This window comes from Variovorax xiamenensis, from assembly GCF_050916385.1.
Taxonomy (GTDB): domain Bacteria; phylum Pseudomonadota; class Gammaproteobacteria; order Burkholderiales; family Burkholderiaceae_C; genus Variovorax.
Window position 1 is genome coordinate 5,114,731 of sequence record NZ_CP139038.1, and the last position, 15,371, is coordinate 5,130,101.

Consider the following 15,371-nt stretch of genomic DNA (forward strand, 5'->3'; position numbering starts at 1 on the left):
TCCGGCTTCTCATCGCGTCGCTGGACCGTTGCCGATCACGACGCCTTCGCAGGGAGCCAGCACCAAGGGCCCATCGATCAATCCGGCGCGTGCAGGATCGGTCGATGCCAGCACGACCGGCCGGTGCGGCACCAGCTCCGACGACACCGGCGCCGGGGCCGCGCCGAAGTTCAACATCACCACCAGCCGCTGCCCTTCGCTTTCGCGCGCATAGGCGAGCACTTCGTCTCCGGCTTCGAGCGCTTCATAGGAGCCCCGATGCAACGCAGGCCGTGCACGGCGCAACGCGATGAGGTGCTTGTGGAGCATCAGCATGGAGCTCGGGTCATGCGACTGTGCTTCCACGTTGTGCGTGGGCCAGTCGTCGGCCAGGCGCAGCCACGGCGTGCCGGTCGTGAAGCCCGCGTGCGCGGCGGCGCTCCACTGCATGGGCGTTCTCACCGGATCGCGGCCCAGGCCCATGCCGGGCTTGTTCTTCTCGAACGGGTCCTGCACCTCGCTGGCGGGAATGGGAACGTCCGCCATGCCGATCTCGTCGCCGTAGTAGATCGTCGGCGTGCCGCGCAGCGTGAGCAGCAGCATGGCAGCGAGCCGTGCCATCCGTGGCCCGGCGCGGCTCGCGATGCGGGACTTGTCGTGATTGCCCAGCACCCAGTTCGGCTGGGCGCCGGCGGGCAAGGCGGCCTCGTAGTCGCGCACGAAGCGGCCGATGTGCGCCGCCTGCCACTCGGTCGAGATCAGCTGGAAGTTGAAGGGCAGCTGCAAGCCCTCCGCATCGAGGCCGTAGTAGGCGACAAGCCGATCGAGCGGCAGATAGAGCTCGCCGATCAGCAGGCGCGACGAGCGCGCGTCGCTGAACTCGTCGACCACGCGGCGCATCTCGGCCACGATAGGCTGCACCTCCGGCAGGTCGGTGTTGTAGAGCATCAGCAGGCGGAGGAACGGGTCCTGGCCTTCTGCGAAATCCGGGTTCGGCGGGTTGTCGCGAAACTGCGCGTCCTTGACGATCTGCGAAAGCACATCGACACGGAATCCGTCGACGCCGCGCCGGAGCCAGAACCGCAGCACCTCGTACATCGCGGCGCGCACCTCAGGGTTGCGCCAGTTGAGGTCGGGCTGCTCCTTCAGGAAGGAATGGGCGTAGTACTGGCCCGTGGCCGGATCGAAAGTCCAGGCCGGGCCGCCGAAATTGCCGAGCCAGTTGTTGGGCGGGCCACCGTCGGGCGCCGGGTCGCGCCAGATGTACCAGTCGCGCCGTGGATCATCGCGCGCGCTGCGGCTCTGCACGAACCACGGATGACGGTCCGACGTGTGGTTGGGCACGAAGTCCAGGATGAGCCTGAGCCCCTTCGCATGGGCCTCCCGAACCAGCGCATCGAAGCCCTCCAGCGTGCCGAAGCGCGGATCGATGTCGCAGAAATCGGAAATGTCGTAGCCGAAGTCGGCCATCGGCGAGGGATAGATCGGCGAGATCCAGACAGCATCGACACCGAGCGAGACCAGGTGATCGAGCCGGGCACGGATGCCGTCGAGGTCTCCGATGCCGTCGCCATTGCTGTCCTGGAACGAACGCGGGTAGACCTGATAGACGATTCCGTACTTCCACCAGTCGTCAGCTGACATCTTGGGCCTCTCATGCCTGGGTGCGGGCGAGAGTCATTGTCTCCACAAACTGGGTGGGGCGGCACCGGGCGCTCGCTCGTCAGGACCACTCCTGTCGGCGATGTAACATCCCGAAATCGTCCGCCGCTCCACCCTGGCCGGACCATCACCAGAGCAGCGACATCCCAGGGTGCTACCGCGAATGGAGCATCCTCATGTGGAGTTTCCTGGGCGATCTCTTGATCGGCCTCTTCGATTTCGTTGCCGACGTCCTGTTGTTCCGAGGGCTGCGACGCAAGCACGGTCACCCTGAACGTGATGTCGCCCAGGACGCGCTCGAAGTCGCGCGCTTCGATTTCGTCACGACGGTTTTCATCGCCCTGGTCTGCGCCGGCCTGATGCTTCTGCTGGCATTCGGCTTCGGTCTTCCGGCGAGCTGGAGCGTCGGGATCGGCATCGCGGTCGGAGGAATCTGGGGCGTATGGCGATACGTCCGATTGGTTCATGAGCGATGAGCGCGGGGCCCGGCCATGGCATGGCCCCCAGGCTTGCAAGAACAACACTCTCCACGTACGAAGGAGCCTTTCATGGCCGAGACAACCAAGGTAAAAGGACCCGCCTCCTACTTCCCCTCCATCGAGAAGACCTACTCCAAGCCGATCGCGCATTGGATGGAGGTTCTTCAGAAGGCGGGCCCCCTGAAGCACATGGAGCTCGTGAATCAGCTCAAGACCCAGCACCAGATCGGTCACGGGCACGCGAACGCCCTGGTCGCGGCATTTCTCGCGAAGAAGTAGCGCTCGTCACGCGCGCCAGGAACGCATGCCTGCGATACGCAGATGCGGCGCCTGGCGACATTCGCGCCCTGGTCAGGCTTCCGAACGCTCCACTATCACCTCGCTGATCTGCACCATGGGTTGAATATCGGTGTAGTTGGCGATGTCGCTCATGATCTCCTGCTGGTGCTGGCCGGAGGCGGCCCGATAGGCTTCGACAGAAGTGCAGACGAAATCGCATTTGGCTACGTAGGCAGGGTCGGTGCCCGGGCCACGCCCCGAGATGCCCTTGTCCACCGCGTAGTACAGGCACGCAGCGCCGAGCAGCCGCTTCATCATGGGCATGTGCCTCTCGCGGTAGTAGGCGTGGTCGAATCGCGCGCCTGCGGCGTACGGGTACATGACACTGACTTTGATCATCGAGATTTCTCCTGTTGTCGAGGCCCGGCTGGAGACAGCCTCAGGCCGGGAATCGGGCACCCGACTCTTCCAAGGGAATGCGCAGCCCGTTCGTGAGGTAGCTGACGGTGCGATAGAAGCCAGCCAGCATCAGCAGCTCAATGACGGCTTCTTCGGCAAAGTACTTTCGCAACTCGCTCCACAGTCCGTCGTCGATATCGGAGTGCTCATGCAGGGAGTCGCACAGCCGCAGAAGAACCTGGTCTTCGGCTGACCAGCAGTCTTCGTTCGCCGAACCCGTGACGGTTGCCTGAACCTGCTGCGGCGTCAGGCCGGCCAGCTTCGAGAAGATGGTGACGTGGACGCCCCATTCATATTCAGACTTGCACAATGCCGTCGTGCGATGAATCACGATCTCGCGCTGCCGGATGCTCAAGTTGCCTTTGTCCAGCAACCCGGCGGCAAAGAACTTCTGGAACAGACGAGGGTCGCGCGCCAACGTCGTGAACAGCTGCAAAGGGGGCTTTCCCTTCATCAGACTGTCGAGAGGCCTGGAAATGTCTTCACCGAACGGTGGCGTCGCTGGCTCGATACGTGCGGGCATACTGATTCCTGATTTCTGATTCAAGGGCCACGTCATCGTAGGCTCGTTGCTGTACAAAGTAAAGCATGACCACACCTCGTATCGGCCAACCAGTCCGCGGCTCCACCACCGGCCGCCCCATCATGGTTGCCCTGGACCTGCTGGGAAGGCGCACCGCGCTGCGCGTGCTCTGGGAACTTCGGGAGGGCTCGCTGACCTTCAGGGCCCTGCAAGACGCCTGCGAGACGAACACCAGGTTGCTCAACACGCGGCTCACCGAACTGAGGGAGGTCGACCTTGTCGAACATGCCGAGGGTGGCTATCGACTGACGGACGAAGGGCGGCGGCTTTCGAAGGCGCTGAAGCCGTTGTCAGCCTGGGCGGAGCAGTGGGGGCATGCGAAGCGGTGAGAAGGTGACTTGCACCATGCGCGTCGGCGCGACGTGGAGTATCACTGTGCCTGTCCGCGGTGATCGCTTTTTGCATGGGGCGTGGCTTCCGCACAGGGCCCATGGCGTCACGGGGCTTGGGTCAGAATCCGGCCGGGGCTGTGTGGAAACGGCCTGACTTGCGAGTATGCCGAACCGGCGACTGATTCATCCAGTTGTTGTGGGCCGCTGGACGCGCAGCGTGGCACGCCCGAGGGGCAAGAAGGCAAGCAAAGGGGGCTCATGCCCCGATCAATCTCATCGCCTTCATCGTTCTGCTCATGCCCAGTATCGAGATCACCCGCTTCATGTTGTAGGCCAGCACGTGCAGGCTCATCTCAGTGCCCACGTTCGCCAGCGTTTTGGTGAGGAAGTGGGTCGAACCCATCCAGTGTTTGAGCGTGCCGAAGACGTGCTCGACGGTGCGCCGTCGTAACGTCATTGCATCAGGCTTGCGATCCAGTCGCTGCTGCGCGCGCTCGAGCACCGCTTCGTGCTCCCATCGCCGCACTCGCCGATAGGCACTGGGTGTGCACTGAGGCTTCAGCGGGCAAATGGGGCAGGCGCTGGTCCAATATAGGTGTGCATGCAGGCCGCTCTTCTCCACAGTGCTGAACCTGAAGATGGCCCGTTGTCCTGCTGGGCATAGGTACTCGTCGTCCTTCGCGATGTAGATGAAGTCGCTCTTGTCGAAGCGACCGTCCGCCTTGGCGCCGGAGGTCATCGGCTTGGGCACGTAGGCCGCGATGCCCGCATCCTCACAAGCCTTGAGTTCCGTGCCGTTGAAGTAGCCGCGATCAGCAAGTGCTTGCAGCTTGGTTTTGTTCATCGCTTCGCGCGCAGCGTTGGCCATCTTGCTCAGCTGCGCGCGGTCGTTGCCGACGTTGGTCACCTCGTGCGCCACGATCAAGTGGTGCTTCGCATCGACCGCCGCCTGCACGTTGTAGCCCACCAGGCCCGAGCCCGTGGCCTGTGAGTTCATCGAGCGCGCGTCAGGGTCAGTGAGCGAGCGTTGGCCGTCGGGCTCGTCCTTCAGCTCTTCTCGGGTGTAGTCGAGCTGCTTCATCTGATTGCGCAGCTTCTTGATCTTGTCCTGCAGTCGCTCGGTCTTGGCTTCAACCTCGGCAGGCTGGGTGCGATCGGCCGTCTCCAGGGCGTCTAGGTAACGCTGGATGCTCTGCTCGATCTGCTTCTGGCGCCCGTCGATCTTGCCGGGTGTGAAGTTGCGGTCTCGACTGTTGACTGCCTTGAACTTGCGGCCATCGATGGCCACCACAGCGCTGGTGAACAGCTTGAGCTCGCGGCACAGGATGATGAATTGACGGCACGCGTTGCGGATGCCCTGGCCGTTGTCCCGACGGAAGTCTGCGATAGTCTTGAAGTCAGGCGCCAATCGGCCGGTGAGCCACATCAGTTCCACGTTGCGCTGCGCTTCGCGCTCCAGGCGCCGGCTCGACTGAATGCGGTTTAGATAGCCGTAGATGTAGAGCTTAAGCAGCACCGATGGGTGGTACGAAGGTCGTCCGGTTGCTGCTGGCTCGACACCTTGGAAGCCCAACGCGTGCAGATCAAGCTCCTCGACGAAGGCATCCACGAATCGCACCGGGTTGTCTTCGCCGATATAGTCGTCCAGGCACTCTGGCATCAAGGTCACTTGCCGCCGGTCCTCGCTCTCGATGAATCGCCTCATGAGCCACCACCTTGTTCAGACGGGTTGGCTCAATATAGGTGACCATCGAGGGTGTTTCCACACAGCCTCGGCCAGAACCGGCCGTTCGCCGAGCCGGCACAATGCGGCCAGAACCAGACATTCGATATGACACCCCGCTTTTCAGTCGATTTCAACGAATTGCTTGAGCGCGATCTCATCATGCTGTCGCAGACCGATTTCCGGAAGGACATCAACGGCTCGTCCGTCCTGCTCGTTGAAGGTCTACCCATTGAGGTTCAAGAAGACAACCTCTATGACGACGGCACGCACGAAGTGCTGTTTGCTCGCGGAGTCGTTGAGGCCAACTCAACGGGCATTGCATTGGGTCTCACGTCAAATGGCGCTGCCGATTGGACTCCAAGGGCTTCTATGACATTGCAGGTTAGCCCCGTGAACGATGAAATTTACGACACTGAGCTTTCGCCCGCAGAGGGCGCACGGGTTGCAAAGCGTGTCTCACGCTGAACTTGCGCTTATCGATACGGCACTTCTTTCGCAAGTCTCCGGCGATTGGAGGAAGGTCGCACGCGTGGTCGGGATGGCGATGCTGTCGACGCGGGACTTCCCAAGCAGGGTTCCCGACACCTTCTTCGCGAAGCGGGTCAGGCTGCTTGTCGAATACGGTCAACTTGAATCGCAGGGCGACCTTCGGTGAATGCGGTTTAGCGAGATACGGCGAACATCTGCCTGACGACAGAATGCGACCAGAAACGGACATCCGATCCATAGAGCCATCTCTGCTCTTCGTCGTTGAACAGGTCTTCCAAATCTCGAACATCGGGTGTGTAGTTGCACCGGGCGTGACGCCGAGGCCAGGTATCCCTGAAGTTCGGGCGGGAGACCCCATTCGGCTGTTGAAGCCCGACGGCGAGGTAGTCGACACACGGATTCACTCGATTCCGCACTTCAACTATGGATCGAGACCACGCCCTGAGGTTCTCACCTTCCCATTCGTGTTGCCGCTGCAGATAGCGAAAGAGGACGTTCCCTTGGGAACTCGCGTCTTCCATCTAGCTTGACGCCGCAATCTGATGTCCGCTTTGGGCCCGACACGGCGGCACAATGGTCGAGGCCAGAGACCGCCCCCGGCAGAAGCAGACATCTCGCCAAGACCATGAACATGAAGCAGACACGCCTGACCTGGCTTGTGAGAATGGGATACGCCTTGATCGTCCTAGGCATTCTTCTACTGTTGCCGCTTGGCGAGCTTCTGCCAGTCAATCTGTTTGGCGGTGCGCATCACTACTACCGCGTGGTCCCGACCGAGCACAGTTGGCTCATGGAAGCATTGTTGATTGGACTCGGCATGCTGTTGGTATTAGTTTGCCGAGCGCTGCGCGACAAAGGCCAGTGATGACTAGGACAGAATCCGGCCAGAAGCGGCCGGTCGCGGCCAACTCTCATCCTTGCCGGTGGTCACCTGTTTCGACCTTCCCCTCATACTTTTACTCTAGAAAATGCATTGGATTCTTCACCGTGACGTTTCCGGTAATGTCCCATATCCAGAATGCAGGCTAGTGAACTCGCACGAAGTCTTGAACTTTCAATACTGGGGAGGCGTCAGCCTAGCAGACCAGTATCCGAGTCTCGAATTCGACGTATCCGACTCACCTGATTCACCTCGGGGTCTCGTTGACTTCATGAGGTCGCTTCACATCGATATCGTTTCTCGCAAGCTTGCCGCGGCTCTTCAACTCGTCGGCGCGGAAGTCGAGTTGTTTCCCGTTGCAGTCTCCTATAACGGTAGCAAGTTCGATGGGCAGCAATTTTTCGCATTGAACTCCCTCATGCGCCCTCGAGCACTCGATCTTAGAAAATCCGATGTTGACCTTGATGAGGAGCTTGGAGACGTCCTTGTCGCTCGGAAAATCGTGCTCGATGAGTCAGGAATCGCCAATTTGAACTGGCTCGTCGTGGATGAACTTAACAAGATTGCCGTGAGCGCCAAGGTTATAGATGCCATCAGCCTGTCGGGGTGTACCGGCTGCGCATTCTCAGAACCGGGTTCGATCAGCCGTTGAAAGTGTTAAGGAAAAGCTCATGTATTGGCAGGCAACGATCGGACGCGACAGTGGACTCGGCCGCTGCGGCATCAGCTAACTATAGTTGCCGGCCAGCTTCGGGCATTCGCTCATACTTCTTCAACTCCTCGCATCCTTATGGCACGCCGCGACTACTCCGAAGACGAAGACTTTTACACGCAAGGCTTCGAAAGCCCCGGTGAGGTTTCCGTCTGGCTCGGCTACTCACGACACGGCGATGGATCGAACGATGTGTTGCAAGATCTCTGCGGAGTCGGCTACTACAGCTTGGACAACCAAGAAGCGAACTGTTTTTCGTTCGAGCTGACAAAGGTGGAGCGCCTGCTGAAAGAGATTTCGTACTCTGTCAGCTTCATAGACGCTGCAGTGAGAACGGCAAAACGTCGAAAACTTTCAGAAGCGCGCTGGGTAACTGTTCAGTTTGATTTTGCGTATGCGCCAGAAAAGGTGAAAAGGCCAGTCGCCGCTGACCCAATATTTTTGGGCGTATTTCGCTACTCGGTGGAGTAGCGCCTTCAGAGAAATGTCCGCTTTGGGGCAGATCGAAAGACCGCAGTGGGCCCGTTGCGGCCTTTCAGCCCCCAAAGAAGCCGACCTTCGCCAACGCTACTGCACCGCCACACCCACTGGTCACCAAAGCCAGCGCCGCTTGCCACACCATCGCGATGCCAACCCGTCCGCGCGACAACGGCAACGGCGGCGAACGCAAGAACACCACCGCAAATACCGCCACAGTCAGGAGGCTGAGCTTTTTTCCACTGCCCCCGCCATGGAATCCACTACAACCAGCCCTACCTAAAATGCAAGGCTCGGGAGCGACTTCTCTCCCGAGACGCTGGAGACGTCCAATGACTACGATTGCCGAGAACACGGGCCTCGTCACGTTCATCAACGTATTCACGGTCGAGCCATCGAATCAGCAGAAATTGCTCGACATACTCGCCCGCGCCACCGAAACATCGGTTCGTGACGTGCCGGGGTTCATTTCGGCGGCGCTTCATCGAAGCGTCGATGGAACGAAGGTCACGATGTACGGGCAGTGGAAGAGCGTGGAGCACTACCAGCAGTACCAGTCGATGCGTTCGGACCCGGTCACGTCGCCCTACGTGGAGCAGGTGCTCGTCATCGCCAGGTTCGACCCCGCGATGTATGAAGTGGTCAAGGTCTTCGACGGACCATCCAGGCCCGCATCCTGATGCCGCCGTCGCCCGCCCCTCATGTCATCCGCCAAGCCTCGGAGTGCCATTCATGCCAAGCGAACTCACGCCGGTAAAGCCGGTTGTTCTCCCCGCGCAGTCTGCCGTCACAGGCATGTATGAATCGACGGACCTTGCGGACGCGTTCGCGGTTCAACTTCCCGTCGGCACTTCCAGCGATCCGGATGTCCTGTGGCGATTCCTCATTTCGCACCAGCCGTCCTGGATCGGATGGCTCACCAACGTCCGGGATTCGATCGTCGCGTGCTTCGGCTTGAAGACCGCCAGGCACCTCGCGACCCTTTCCAGCGAAGCCAATGCCGACCGCATCGGTATCTTCAAGGTCTACGGCAGGAGCGAAACCGAGATCGTCCTGGGCGAGGACGACAAGCACCTCGACTTCAGGCTGTCGGTACTGCACACCCCCAGCCCGTCTCCGGCACTCGGTGGCCTGTTGACCGTGTCGACCGTCGTCCATTGCAACAACCTGCTGGGCCGGGCCTACATACGGGTCATCGCTCCTTTTCATCGCCAGGTCGTGAAGGCGAGTCTTCGTCGCGCTGCGCATATCGGCTGGCCCAAGGCAGTCGCAAGGTAGAGGCCGGCACAGCAGGCGGCATTCGTCAGTTGATGATCTCTCCCATGCCTGTGCGCACACGCTCCTTGAGCTGGCGGATGTACTCCGCGTCGAAGGGCTCCCAGGTCTCCAGTTCGCCGACGATCCGCAGCGGCTGCCGGCTTCGGTACGAACGCGTGGGGTTGCCCGGAAACTTCTTGTCGGTGACGTTGGGGTCGTTCTCGTAGTCGCCCGTAGGTTCGACGATGTAGACGCGGCCGCGGCCCTCGCCCTTCGCCATTTCGGCAGCCAGCCCAGCGCCCTTGGGCAAGGCGGTGAAGTAGACGTGGTTCATGACGACGCGGCCGTCGTAGTTCGACCGAAAGCCGGCGGTGAGCAGATCGCCCACCTGAAGGTCCGCCCGCGTGCCGTGGAAGTAGGGGCCGGTGTCCAAGGTAGCCATCGAGGGTTGCTCCTCTGCGGAAAGGAAAAGCCGCGGAGTCTACTCGCGCGGGCCTTCACGCAAGCCGCTCGACCGAAGCTCGGCGAGGCTTCCCCCGGCCTTGGCAACGCCCTCAACCTCCCCCGGAAGCAAGCCCACGAGCTCCACGCCTGCTCTCACGGAACAAGACGAGCAATCCCGAAATCAGGAAGTAGATGGCCCCGACCGCCGCGTAGCCGCCAAGCGTCTGCAGGACAGGCGCGCTACCACCCTGCTGCGCCACGAAGAACCCGCCGGCCAGCGCTGATTGCGCCCCGCTCAGCATCATCACCCACTGCCCGCCGTTGTCCTTGCGGCGACGCACGGCCGTAGCCAGCTGCAGCAGGCCTGCGACGATGGCCCAGATTCCGAAGATCGCCAGCATGATCTGCAGCTTCAACCCGAGCGATACCGCGACGGCAAGCGTGACGAGCGCACTCATCCAGATGTTGATCAGCTGCGTGGCATTGGCCTTCGCGCCACCCGTCATCCTGACGTCCAGCAGGTTCGCAAGGGCATCCCAAGCGGGATAGACGATCAGCAGCGCGACCGCCAAGGCTGGGGACTGCTTGGCGATGGTGAAGCTTGCCGCGACCCACGCGAAGGAGAAGGCAGCACGAACAAGGTAGTAGTTGCGCAGCCAGATGGCTCGCTGGGATTCGGTTTTCAAGGGGTCGGACATGGCGGGAAAGGCGGCAAGAGCCGCGAGTTGAGAAGGCTCCAACTCATCGAGGAGCGAACGGTGCAACGATTCTTCTGCGCCCCCACTCCGGGCGGTATCCGTCGGATGACCGACAGAAGCCCGAACCGAACTGTGCGATGCTGCGTGCCCGCCGCAGCGATTCACGCCCCATGTCCGACGACACGACGACCATCACCGTTTTCGACGCGGTCCGCGCACTTGCCTTCATCGGCGACCTGAGCATGGGCCAGCCGACCGACCATTCGCTGCGCACGGCCTGGCTGGCCGGGAAGATCGCGGCCGAGGCCGGGTGCGACGCTGCCCAGGTCGAGGCCGTGCGGCATGTCGCGCTCTTGCGCTGGTCGGGCTGCACCGCCAATGCGCAGGAGTTCGCCGACTTCCTCGAAGACGACGTGCAGGGCCGGCGCGCCCTGCTCGCGTCGCCGGCACCCCGCATGCGCCAGCCGCACATCAGCGGGCCGGTGCCCGACGCCGTGCTGGCCATGGCCGACATCCATTGCGAGATTGCCGGCGACATCGCCAACACGCTGGGGTTGAGCCGCGAGACCGAAGCGGCGCTGCGCGCGGTGTTCGAGGCCTACGACGGCAGCGGCATCCCCGGCGTGCTGCAGGGCAACGAGGTTCCGTTCGCGACCTACGTCGTGGCGCTGGCGAGCGACCTGGAGATCTTCGGCCGCCTCTATGGAATCGACGAAGCGCTCACGCTCGCTCGCGGGCGCGCGGACAGCCTCTACCCGGCCTTCCTCGTCGACGCGAGCGCGCCCCGTGCACCGGCATGGATGAAGGAACTGGATTCCCCCGTCGCGCCATGGACCGAGCCCACCGAGCAGCCCCCTTCGATGCTCCGGCGCATGGGCCTGGAACTCGTCGGCGACGTGATCGACCTCAAGCTGCCCTGGATGACAGGCTACTCGCGCCGCGTGGCCCGGCTGGCGCGCGACTGCGGCGTGCAGCTCGACCTCGACGAAGCCGCGTGCCACCGCACGTACAAGGCCGGCCTGATCCACGGCATCGGGCGGGCGGCGGTTCCCAACGCCATCTGGAATGCGCCAGAGCCGCTGCCTGCTTCGTCGCTGGAGCACGTGCGGCTCGTGCCGTACTGGACTTCCCGCGCCGCGGGGCAGATCGACGGCCTCGCGGCGGAAGCGGAGATCGCGTCCTTCGCCTTCGAGCGGCGTGATGGCTCCGGCCACTTCCGCGGCCGTTCGGGCTCGGCGATGCCGCTGGAGGGGCAGATCGTCGCGGCGGCCCAGCAGTGGCAATCGCATCGCACCCGTCGTCCGTGGCGGCCTGAGCTCACAGAGGCGCAGGCGCTCGACTGCATGAGAGAGGATGCCAAGGCGGGCCGCTTCGACGATGAAGTCGTCACGGCGCTGCTCGCATGCGTTGTGCCGGGCAGTGCCTCCAAGCCCGTTGCGCCGCCACAGGGCGACGCGTCTCTTTCACAGCGCGAGCTGGAGGTGCTGCGCAGCATCAGCCGGGGGCACAACACGAAGGAAGTCGCCCGTGCGCTGGGAATCAGCCCGAGCACGGTGCGCACTCATGTCGAGCGCCTGTTCCAAAAGCTCGGGTGCACGACCCGCGCGGCCGCGACGCTGAAGGCCGCGACCAGGGGGCTCATCTAGCCGCCACGGCGGCACGCAACGACTGCAGCGTGCCCTCGGCCGCCTCGATGCGCCGACGCAACTCCTCGTTGACGACGCGCACCAGCGCGCTGAGTTCGGAGCGGCTGGAGCAGACCTCCTCCGTCTCGTTCACACGCTGCGGGCCGATGAGCCTTTCGAGGCCGGCATACGCGTGCCGCATTTCGTGAAGGCTCTCGACGTCGTCGCAGGCCTGCAGCGCAAGCGATTCGACGCCATTGGCTTCGGAAGAAGAAGATTCGGGAAATGAAGAGACGCGCGCGGACGCGCGAGCAGTGGATGCAGCCATCAATGGCCTCCAAGAGGTGCGGTTTGCGGAAACCACCGCTCTCGAGTCCAAACGAGGGCGGCGGCTCGACGGATTGGACTACCGGGCACCTCTTGCGAGAACCGGCCGGGCTTGCGCCCGCCCGTCGAGCCGCCAAAAATGGAGGCACGAATAGCAAAGCCGCAGACCCTGCGGGGTAACTGCGGCTCGCGTCGCAGAGGTGATTCGGGAGTCCAATCCCGATCACGCCTTTTTTTGACGTGACGGGGCGCAGTATAGCTACGGAGGTATTCATCACCCGGCCCCCAATCGGCGATGTCCCTACACCCGACGGCCTCATCCCGGAAGCTGGAACAATCCAGCCACCATGGACGGTCTGGACCTCATCAAAACATTCCGCGAAGTCGCCTTCAGGCGAAGCTTTTCCCGCGCAGCGATCTCGCTGGGCATGTCCAAGGCCACGGTGAGCCGCTATGTGGCTGAGCTCGAAACCCGAAGCGGCGTGCGGCTGCTCAACCGATCCACCCGCTCCCTGAGCCTGACGGACGCGGGCCAGGTGCTGCTCGATCGCAGCACCGAGCTGGTGACGATGGCCGAGAACACGCTGAACGACCTGCAGGCGCATGGCTCGCATCCGCGCGGGCGGCTGCGCATGAGCGCGCCGCACGGGCTCATCGCCGGCTGGCTCTCCGACGTGATCGCGGGCTTCATCAAGCTCTACCCCGACGTGTACGTGAGCCTGGTGTTCACCAACGACGACCTCGACCTGATCGAGGAAGGCATCGACATCCACCTGACCGGCGGGCGCATCGACGACATGAACCTGATCGTGCGCCGCCTCGTGCAGTTCGACATGGTGGTGTGCGCCGCACCCTCGTACTGGGCGCAGCGCGGCATGCCGCAGGTGCCCGAGGACCTGGGCCGCCACGACGTGCTGAGCTTCTCGGCCAAGCAGACCACCAACCTGCCCTTCGAGACCGACGGCGAGCCCTACGAGGTGCCGGTGCACAGCCGCATGGAGGCCAACGACGCCGTCGCGCTCATCGAGCTGGCGCTGCGCGGCGTGGGCGTGGCCTACGTGCCGGAGCCGCTGGCGCAGTCGCACCTGGAGCGCGGGGCATTGGTGCCGGTGCTGCGCGACCACATGCCGCGCGAGCACTGGCTGTATGCGGCCTACTCGCAGCGCCGCCACAACAGCGCCGCAATGCGCGCGATGCTCGACTACCTCGAGCAGTCGATGGAAGCGCTCACCGAAGGCCCTGCCCTGCCACCGCCGGTGCCCGTGACGGTGGCACCGCCGCCACCCGTTACATGCGCCCTTTCCAAGGCACAAGGCGCCGCTCGAGCCACCGCATCAGCAGGTCGAAAAGATAAGCCACCACGCCAATGACGACGATGCCCATGATGACGATGTCGGTGCGCAGGAAGTTCGACGCGTTCAGCACCATCTGACCCAGCCCCATGTTGGCCGCCACCATCTCGGCGGCCACCAGCGTGGTCCAGCCGAAGCCGATGGCGATGCGCATGCCCACCAGGATGTCGGGCAGCGCCGAGGGCAATATCACGTGGCGGATCACCTGCATGTAGCTCGCGCCCATCGAGTACGCAGCGTTGATCTGCTCCTGCGACGCGCTGCGCATGCCCGAGCGCGCGGCCAGTGCCAGCGGCGCGAAGCAGCTCAGGAAGATCAGCAGCACCTTCGGCAGCTCGTCGATGCCGAACCAGATGATGATGAGCGGCAGGTATGCCAGCGGCGGCAGCGGCCGGTAGAACTCCAGCGGCGGATCGAAGATGCCGCGCCAGAAGCGGCTCATGCCCATCGCGATGCCCACCGGAATGGCCGTGACACAGGCCAGCAGGAAGGCCGAGAACACGCGGAACATGCTCGCCAGGAAGTGCTGCCACAGCGGCTTGTCGTTGGCCTGGCCGGTGAGGTATTCGTAGAACTGCTGGAACACCGCCTGCGGCGTCGGCAGGAAGAGCGGCTTGACCCAGCCCATGTTGGTGACGACGAACCACAGCGCCACCAGCGCGATCACCGTGACGATGCTGATCGTCAGGCTCGAGCCTTCGCCCGGCACCTTGAAGGAGCTGGTCTTGAGCTTGGCGCCTGCCGCTGGCGTCGCGGGTGCGGGCGATGCGGCGGGCTTGGAAGGCGATGGCGTCATGGCGACGGGGGATGCGATCGACACCTCAGGCATGGGCAACCTCGCGATGATGAATGATCGACAAGACCTCCTCGCGCATGCGGATGAAATCGGGCTCGGACTTCACCTTGCGCGAATCGCCGTGCGAGAGGTACTGGCGCGAGAACGGTACGTCGTCATAGACATGCGAGATGCGCCCCGGGCTCGGGCTCATCACGATCAGCCGGGTGGCGAGGAACAGCGCTTCTTCCACCGAGTGGGTGATGAAGAACACCATCTTGTTCGACTTGGACCAGGCCTGCAGAAGAATCTCCTGCACCTGCTCACGCGTGAACGCATCGAGCGCGCCCATGGGCTCGTCCATCAGCAGCACAGCCGGGTCGCTGGCGAGTGCGCGCGCGATGCCCACGCGCTGCTGCATGCCGCCCGAGAGCTCGTACACGGCGCGGTCGGCGTACTTCTGCAGGCCGACGAGGTTCAACTTCTCTTCCGCGATGCGGTCGCGCTCGGCCTTGCCCATGCCGCCGAGCCGCAAGCCCAGCGCCACGTTGTCGCGCACATTGAGCCAAGGCATCAGCGCGTGCTTCTGGAACACCACGCCACGGTCGGCACCGGGGCCGGCCACCGGCTTGCCGTCCAGCAGGATCTCGCCGGTCGATGGCGGAAGAAAGCCCGCAATGCTGTTGAGCAGCGTGGTCTTGCCGCAGCCCGAGGCGCCGAGCGCGACGACGAAGTCGCCGTCGTGCATCGTGAGGTTCACGGGCGCCAGCGCCTGGAGCGTGCCGCCCTTGACCGCGTAGTTGACCGTCAGGTCGCGAATGTCGAGCGTGGGCATC

General features: G+C 63.1%; 21 protein-coding genes. 12 read left to right on the forward strand and 9 right to left on the reverse strand.

Translation table 11 applies throughout. The features are described 5' to 3' along the window. Positions 1-9 precede the first annotated feature (9 nt). A complete protein-coding gene (locus SFB74_RS23340) occupies positions 10-1,623 on the reverse strand; it encodes an alpha-amylase family glycosyl hydrolase (RefSeq protein ID WP_432726672.1) in 1,614 nt (537 codons plus the stop codon). A gap of 194 nt (positions 1,624-1,817) precedes the next feature. On the opposite strand from SFB74_RS23340, the gene SFB74_RS23345 reads away from it, so the two are divergent. After that, the gene (locus tag SFB74_RS23345; protein ID WP_432726673.1) at positions 1,818-2,117 is read left to right on the forward strand and encodes a hypothetical protein; all 300 of its coding nucleotides are present in this window, start codon (positions 1,818-1,820) and stop codon (positions 2,115-2,117) included. 72 nt (positions 2,118-2,189) lie between these two features. Continuing rightward, positions 2,190-2,399, forward strand: coding sequence for a DUF4287 domain-containing protein (locus SFB74_RS23350; RefSeq protein WP_432726675.1), 210 nt, complete (start codon positions 2,190-2,192; stop codon positions 2,397-2,399). A 72-nt stretch (positions 2,400-2,471) separates the two neighbouring features. Here the strand turns inward: SFB74_RS23350 and SFB74_RS23355 are convergent, their stop codons facing one another. After that, positions 2,472-2,798 carry an EthD family reductase gene (locus SFB74_RS23355; RefSeq protein WP_432726676.1) on the reverse strand — a complete coding sequence of 109 codons (327 nt, stop codon included), beginning with the start codon at positions 2,796-2,798 and terminating at the stop codon, positions 2,472-2,474. A gap of 40 nt (positions 2,799-2,838) precedes the next feature. Next, on the reverse strand, positions 2,839-3,381 hold the full coding sequence (locus tag SFB74_RS23360; protein ID WP_432726678.1) for a carboxymuconolactone decarboxylase family protein: 543 nt from the start codon (positions 3,379-3,381) through the stop codon (positions 2,839-2,841). Positions 3,382-3,446: 65 nt separating this feature from the next. Between SFB74_RS23360 and SFB74_RS23365 the strand changes: the two genes are divergently transcribed. Beyond that, the gene (locus tag SFB74_RS23365) at positions 3,447-3,770 is read left to right on the forward strand and encodes a winged helix-turn-helix transcriptional regulator (protein WP_432726679.1); all 324 of its coding nucleotides are present in this window, start codon (positions 3,447-3,449) and stop codon (positions 3,768-3,770) included. A gap of 259 nt (positions 3,771-4,029) precedes the next feature. Here the strand turns inward: SFB74_RS23365 and SFB74_RS23370 are convergent, their stop codons facing one another. Continuing rightward, the gene (locus SFB74_RS23370) at positions 4,030-5,478 is read right to left on the reverse strand and encodes an IS1182 family transposase (protein WP_432726680.1); all 1,449 of its coding nucleotides are present in this window, start codon (positions 5,476-5,478) and stop codon (positions 4,030-4,032) included. A gap of 126 nt (positions 5,479-5,604) precedes the next feature. On the opposite strand from SFB74_RS23370, the gene SFB74_RS23375 reads away from it, so the two are divergent. The 7 genes from SFB74_RS23375 (at position 5,605) to SFB74_RS23405 (ending at position 9,335) form a co-directional block, all read left to right on the forward strand. After that, entirely contained in the window at positions 5,605-5,964 is a 360-nt protein-coding gene (locus tag SFB74_RS23375) for a hypothetical protein (RefSeq protein WP_432726681.1), read from the forward strand. Further along, positions 5,897-6,154, forward strand: a complete 258-nt coding sequence (locus SFB74_RS23380; RefSeq protein WP_432726682.1) for a DUF3658 domain-containing protein — start codon at positions 5,897-5,899, stop codon at positions 6,152-6,154. The genes SFB74_RS23375 and SFB74_RS23380 overlap by 68 nt, the downstream gene beginning before the upstream one ends. Positions 6,155-6,619: 465 nt before the next feature. Further along, positions 6,620-6,853, forward strand: coding sequence for a hypothetical protein (locus tag SFB74_RS23385; protein ID WP_432726683.1), 234 nt, complete (start codon positions 6,620-6,622; stop codon positions 6,851-6,853). Between the two features lie 163 nt (positions 6,854-7,016). Then, positions 7,017-7,520 carry an imm11 family protein gene (locus SFB74_RS23390; protein ID WP_125948610.1) on the forward strand — a complete coding sequence of 168 codons (504 nt, stop codon included), beginning with the start codon at positions 7,017-7,019 and terminating at the stop codon, positions 7,518-7,520. Positions 7,521-7,658: 138 nt separating this feature from the next. Beyond that, a complete protein-coding gene (locus SFB74_RS23395) occupies positions 7,659-8,051 on the forward strand; it encodes an immunity 22 family protein (protein WP_432726684.1) in 393 nt (130 codons plus the stop codon). Positions 8,052-8,389: 338 nt separating this feature from the next. Then, a complete protein-coding gene (locus tag SFB74_RS23400; RefSeq protein ID WP_432726685.1) occupies positions 8,390-8,737 on the forward strand; it encodes an antibiotic biosynthesis monooxygenase family protein in 348 nt (115 codons plus the stop codon). 52 nt (positions 8,738-8,789) lie between these two features. Beyond that, on the forward strand, positions 8,790-9,335 hold the full coding sequence (locus SFB74_RS23405; RefSeq protein WP_432726687.1) for a DUF2867 domain-containing protein: 546 nt from the start codon (positions 8,790-8,792) through the stop codon (positions 9,333-9,335). Between the two features lie 25 nt (positions 9,336-9,360). On the opposite strand, the gene arr is transcribed toward SFB74_RS23405, so the two are convergent. Together arr and SFB74_RS23415 are read right to left on the reverse strand one after the other, a co-directional pair. Beyond that, entirely contained in the window at positions 9,361-9,756 is a 396-nt protein-coding gene (gene arr, locus SFB74_RS23410; RefSeq protein WP_432726688.1) for an NAD(+)--rifampin ADP-ribosyltransferase, read from the reverse strand. Positions 9,757-9,868: 112 nt separating this feature from the next. Further along, positions 9,869-10,456 (reverse strand): DUF308 domain-containing protein, encoded by a 588-nt coding sequence (locus SFB74_RS23415; protein ID WP_432731984.1) that lies wholly within the window; start codon positions 10,454-10,456, stop codon positions 9,869-9,871. Positions 10,457-10,626: 170 nt separating this feature from the next. Between SFB74_RS23415 and SFB74_RS23420 the strand changes: the two genes are divergently transcribed. Beyond that, complete coding sequence (locus SFB74_RS23420) at positions 10,627-12,102, forward strand: HD domain-containing phosphohydrolase (RefSeq protein ID WP_432726689.1); 1,476 nt, start codon at positions 10,627-10,629, stop codon at positions 12,100-12,102. On the opposite strand, the gene SFB74_RS23425 is transcribed toward SFB74_RS23420, so the two are convergent. After that, entirely contained in the window at positions 12,095-12,409 is a 315-nt protein-coding gene (locus tag SFB74_RS23425; RefSeq protein WP_432726690.1) for a hypothetical protein, read from the reverse strand. The genes SFB74_RS23420 and SFB74_RS23425 overlap by 8 nt on opposite strands. A 346-nt stretch (positions 12,410-12,755) precedes the next feature. Here SFB74_RS23425 and SFB74_RS23430 point away from each other — a divergent pair, with 346 nt between their 5' ends. After that, a complete protein-coding gene (locus tag SFB74_RS23430) occupies positions 12,756-13,778 on the forward strand; it encodes a LysR family transcriptional regulator (RefSeq protein ID WP_093199993.1) in 1,023 nt (340 codons plus the stop codon). Here the strand turns inward: SFB74_RS23430 and SFB74_RS23435 are convergent. Together SFB74_RS23435 and SFB74_RS23440 are read right to left on the reverse strand one after the other, a co-directional pair. After that, entirely contained in the window at positions 13,696-14,589 is an 894-nt protein-coding gene (locus tag SFB74_RS23435; RefSeq protein ID WP_093199990.1) for an ABC transporter permease subunit, read from the reverse strand. The two genes, SFB74_RS23430 and SFB74_RS23435, sit on opposite strands and share 83 nt — an antisense overlap. Continuing rightward, complete coding sequence (locus SFB74_RS23440; RefSeq protein ID WP_126024400.1) at positions 14,582-15,370, reverse strand: taurine ABC transporter ATP-binding protein; 789 nt, start codon at positions 15,368-15,370, stop codon at positions 14,582-14,584. The genes SFB74_RS23435 and SFB74_RS23440 overlap by 8 nt, the downstream gene beginning before the upstream one ends. Between the last annotated feature and the right edge of the window lies 1 nt (position 15,371).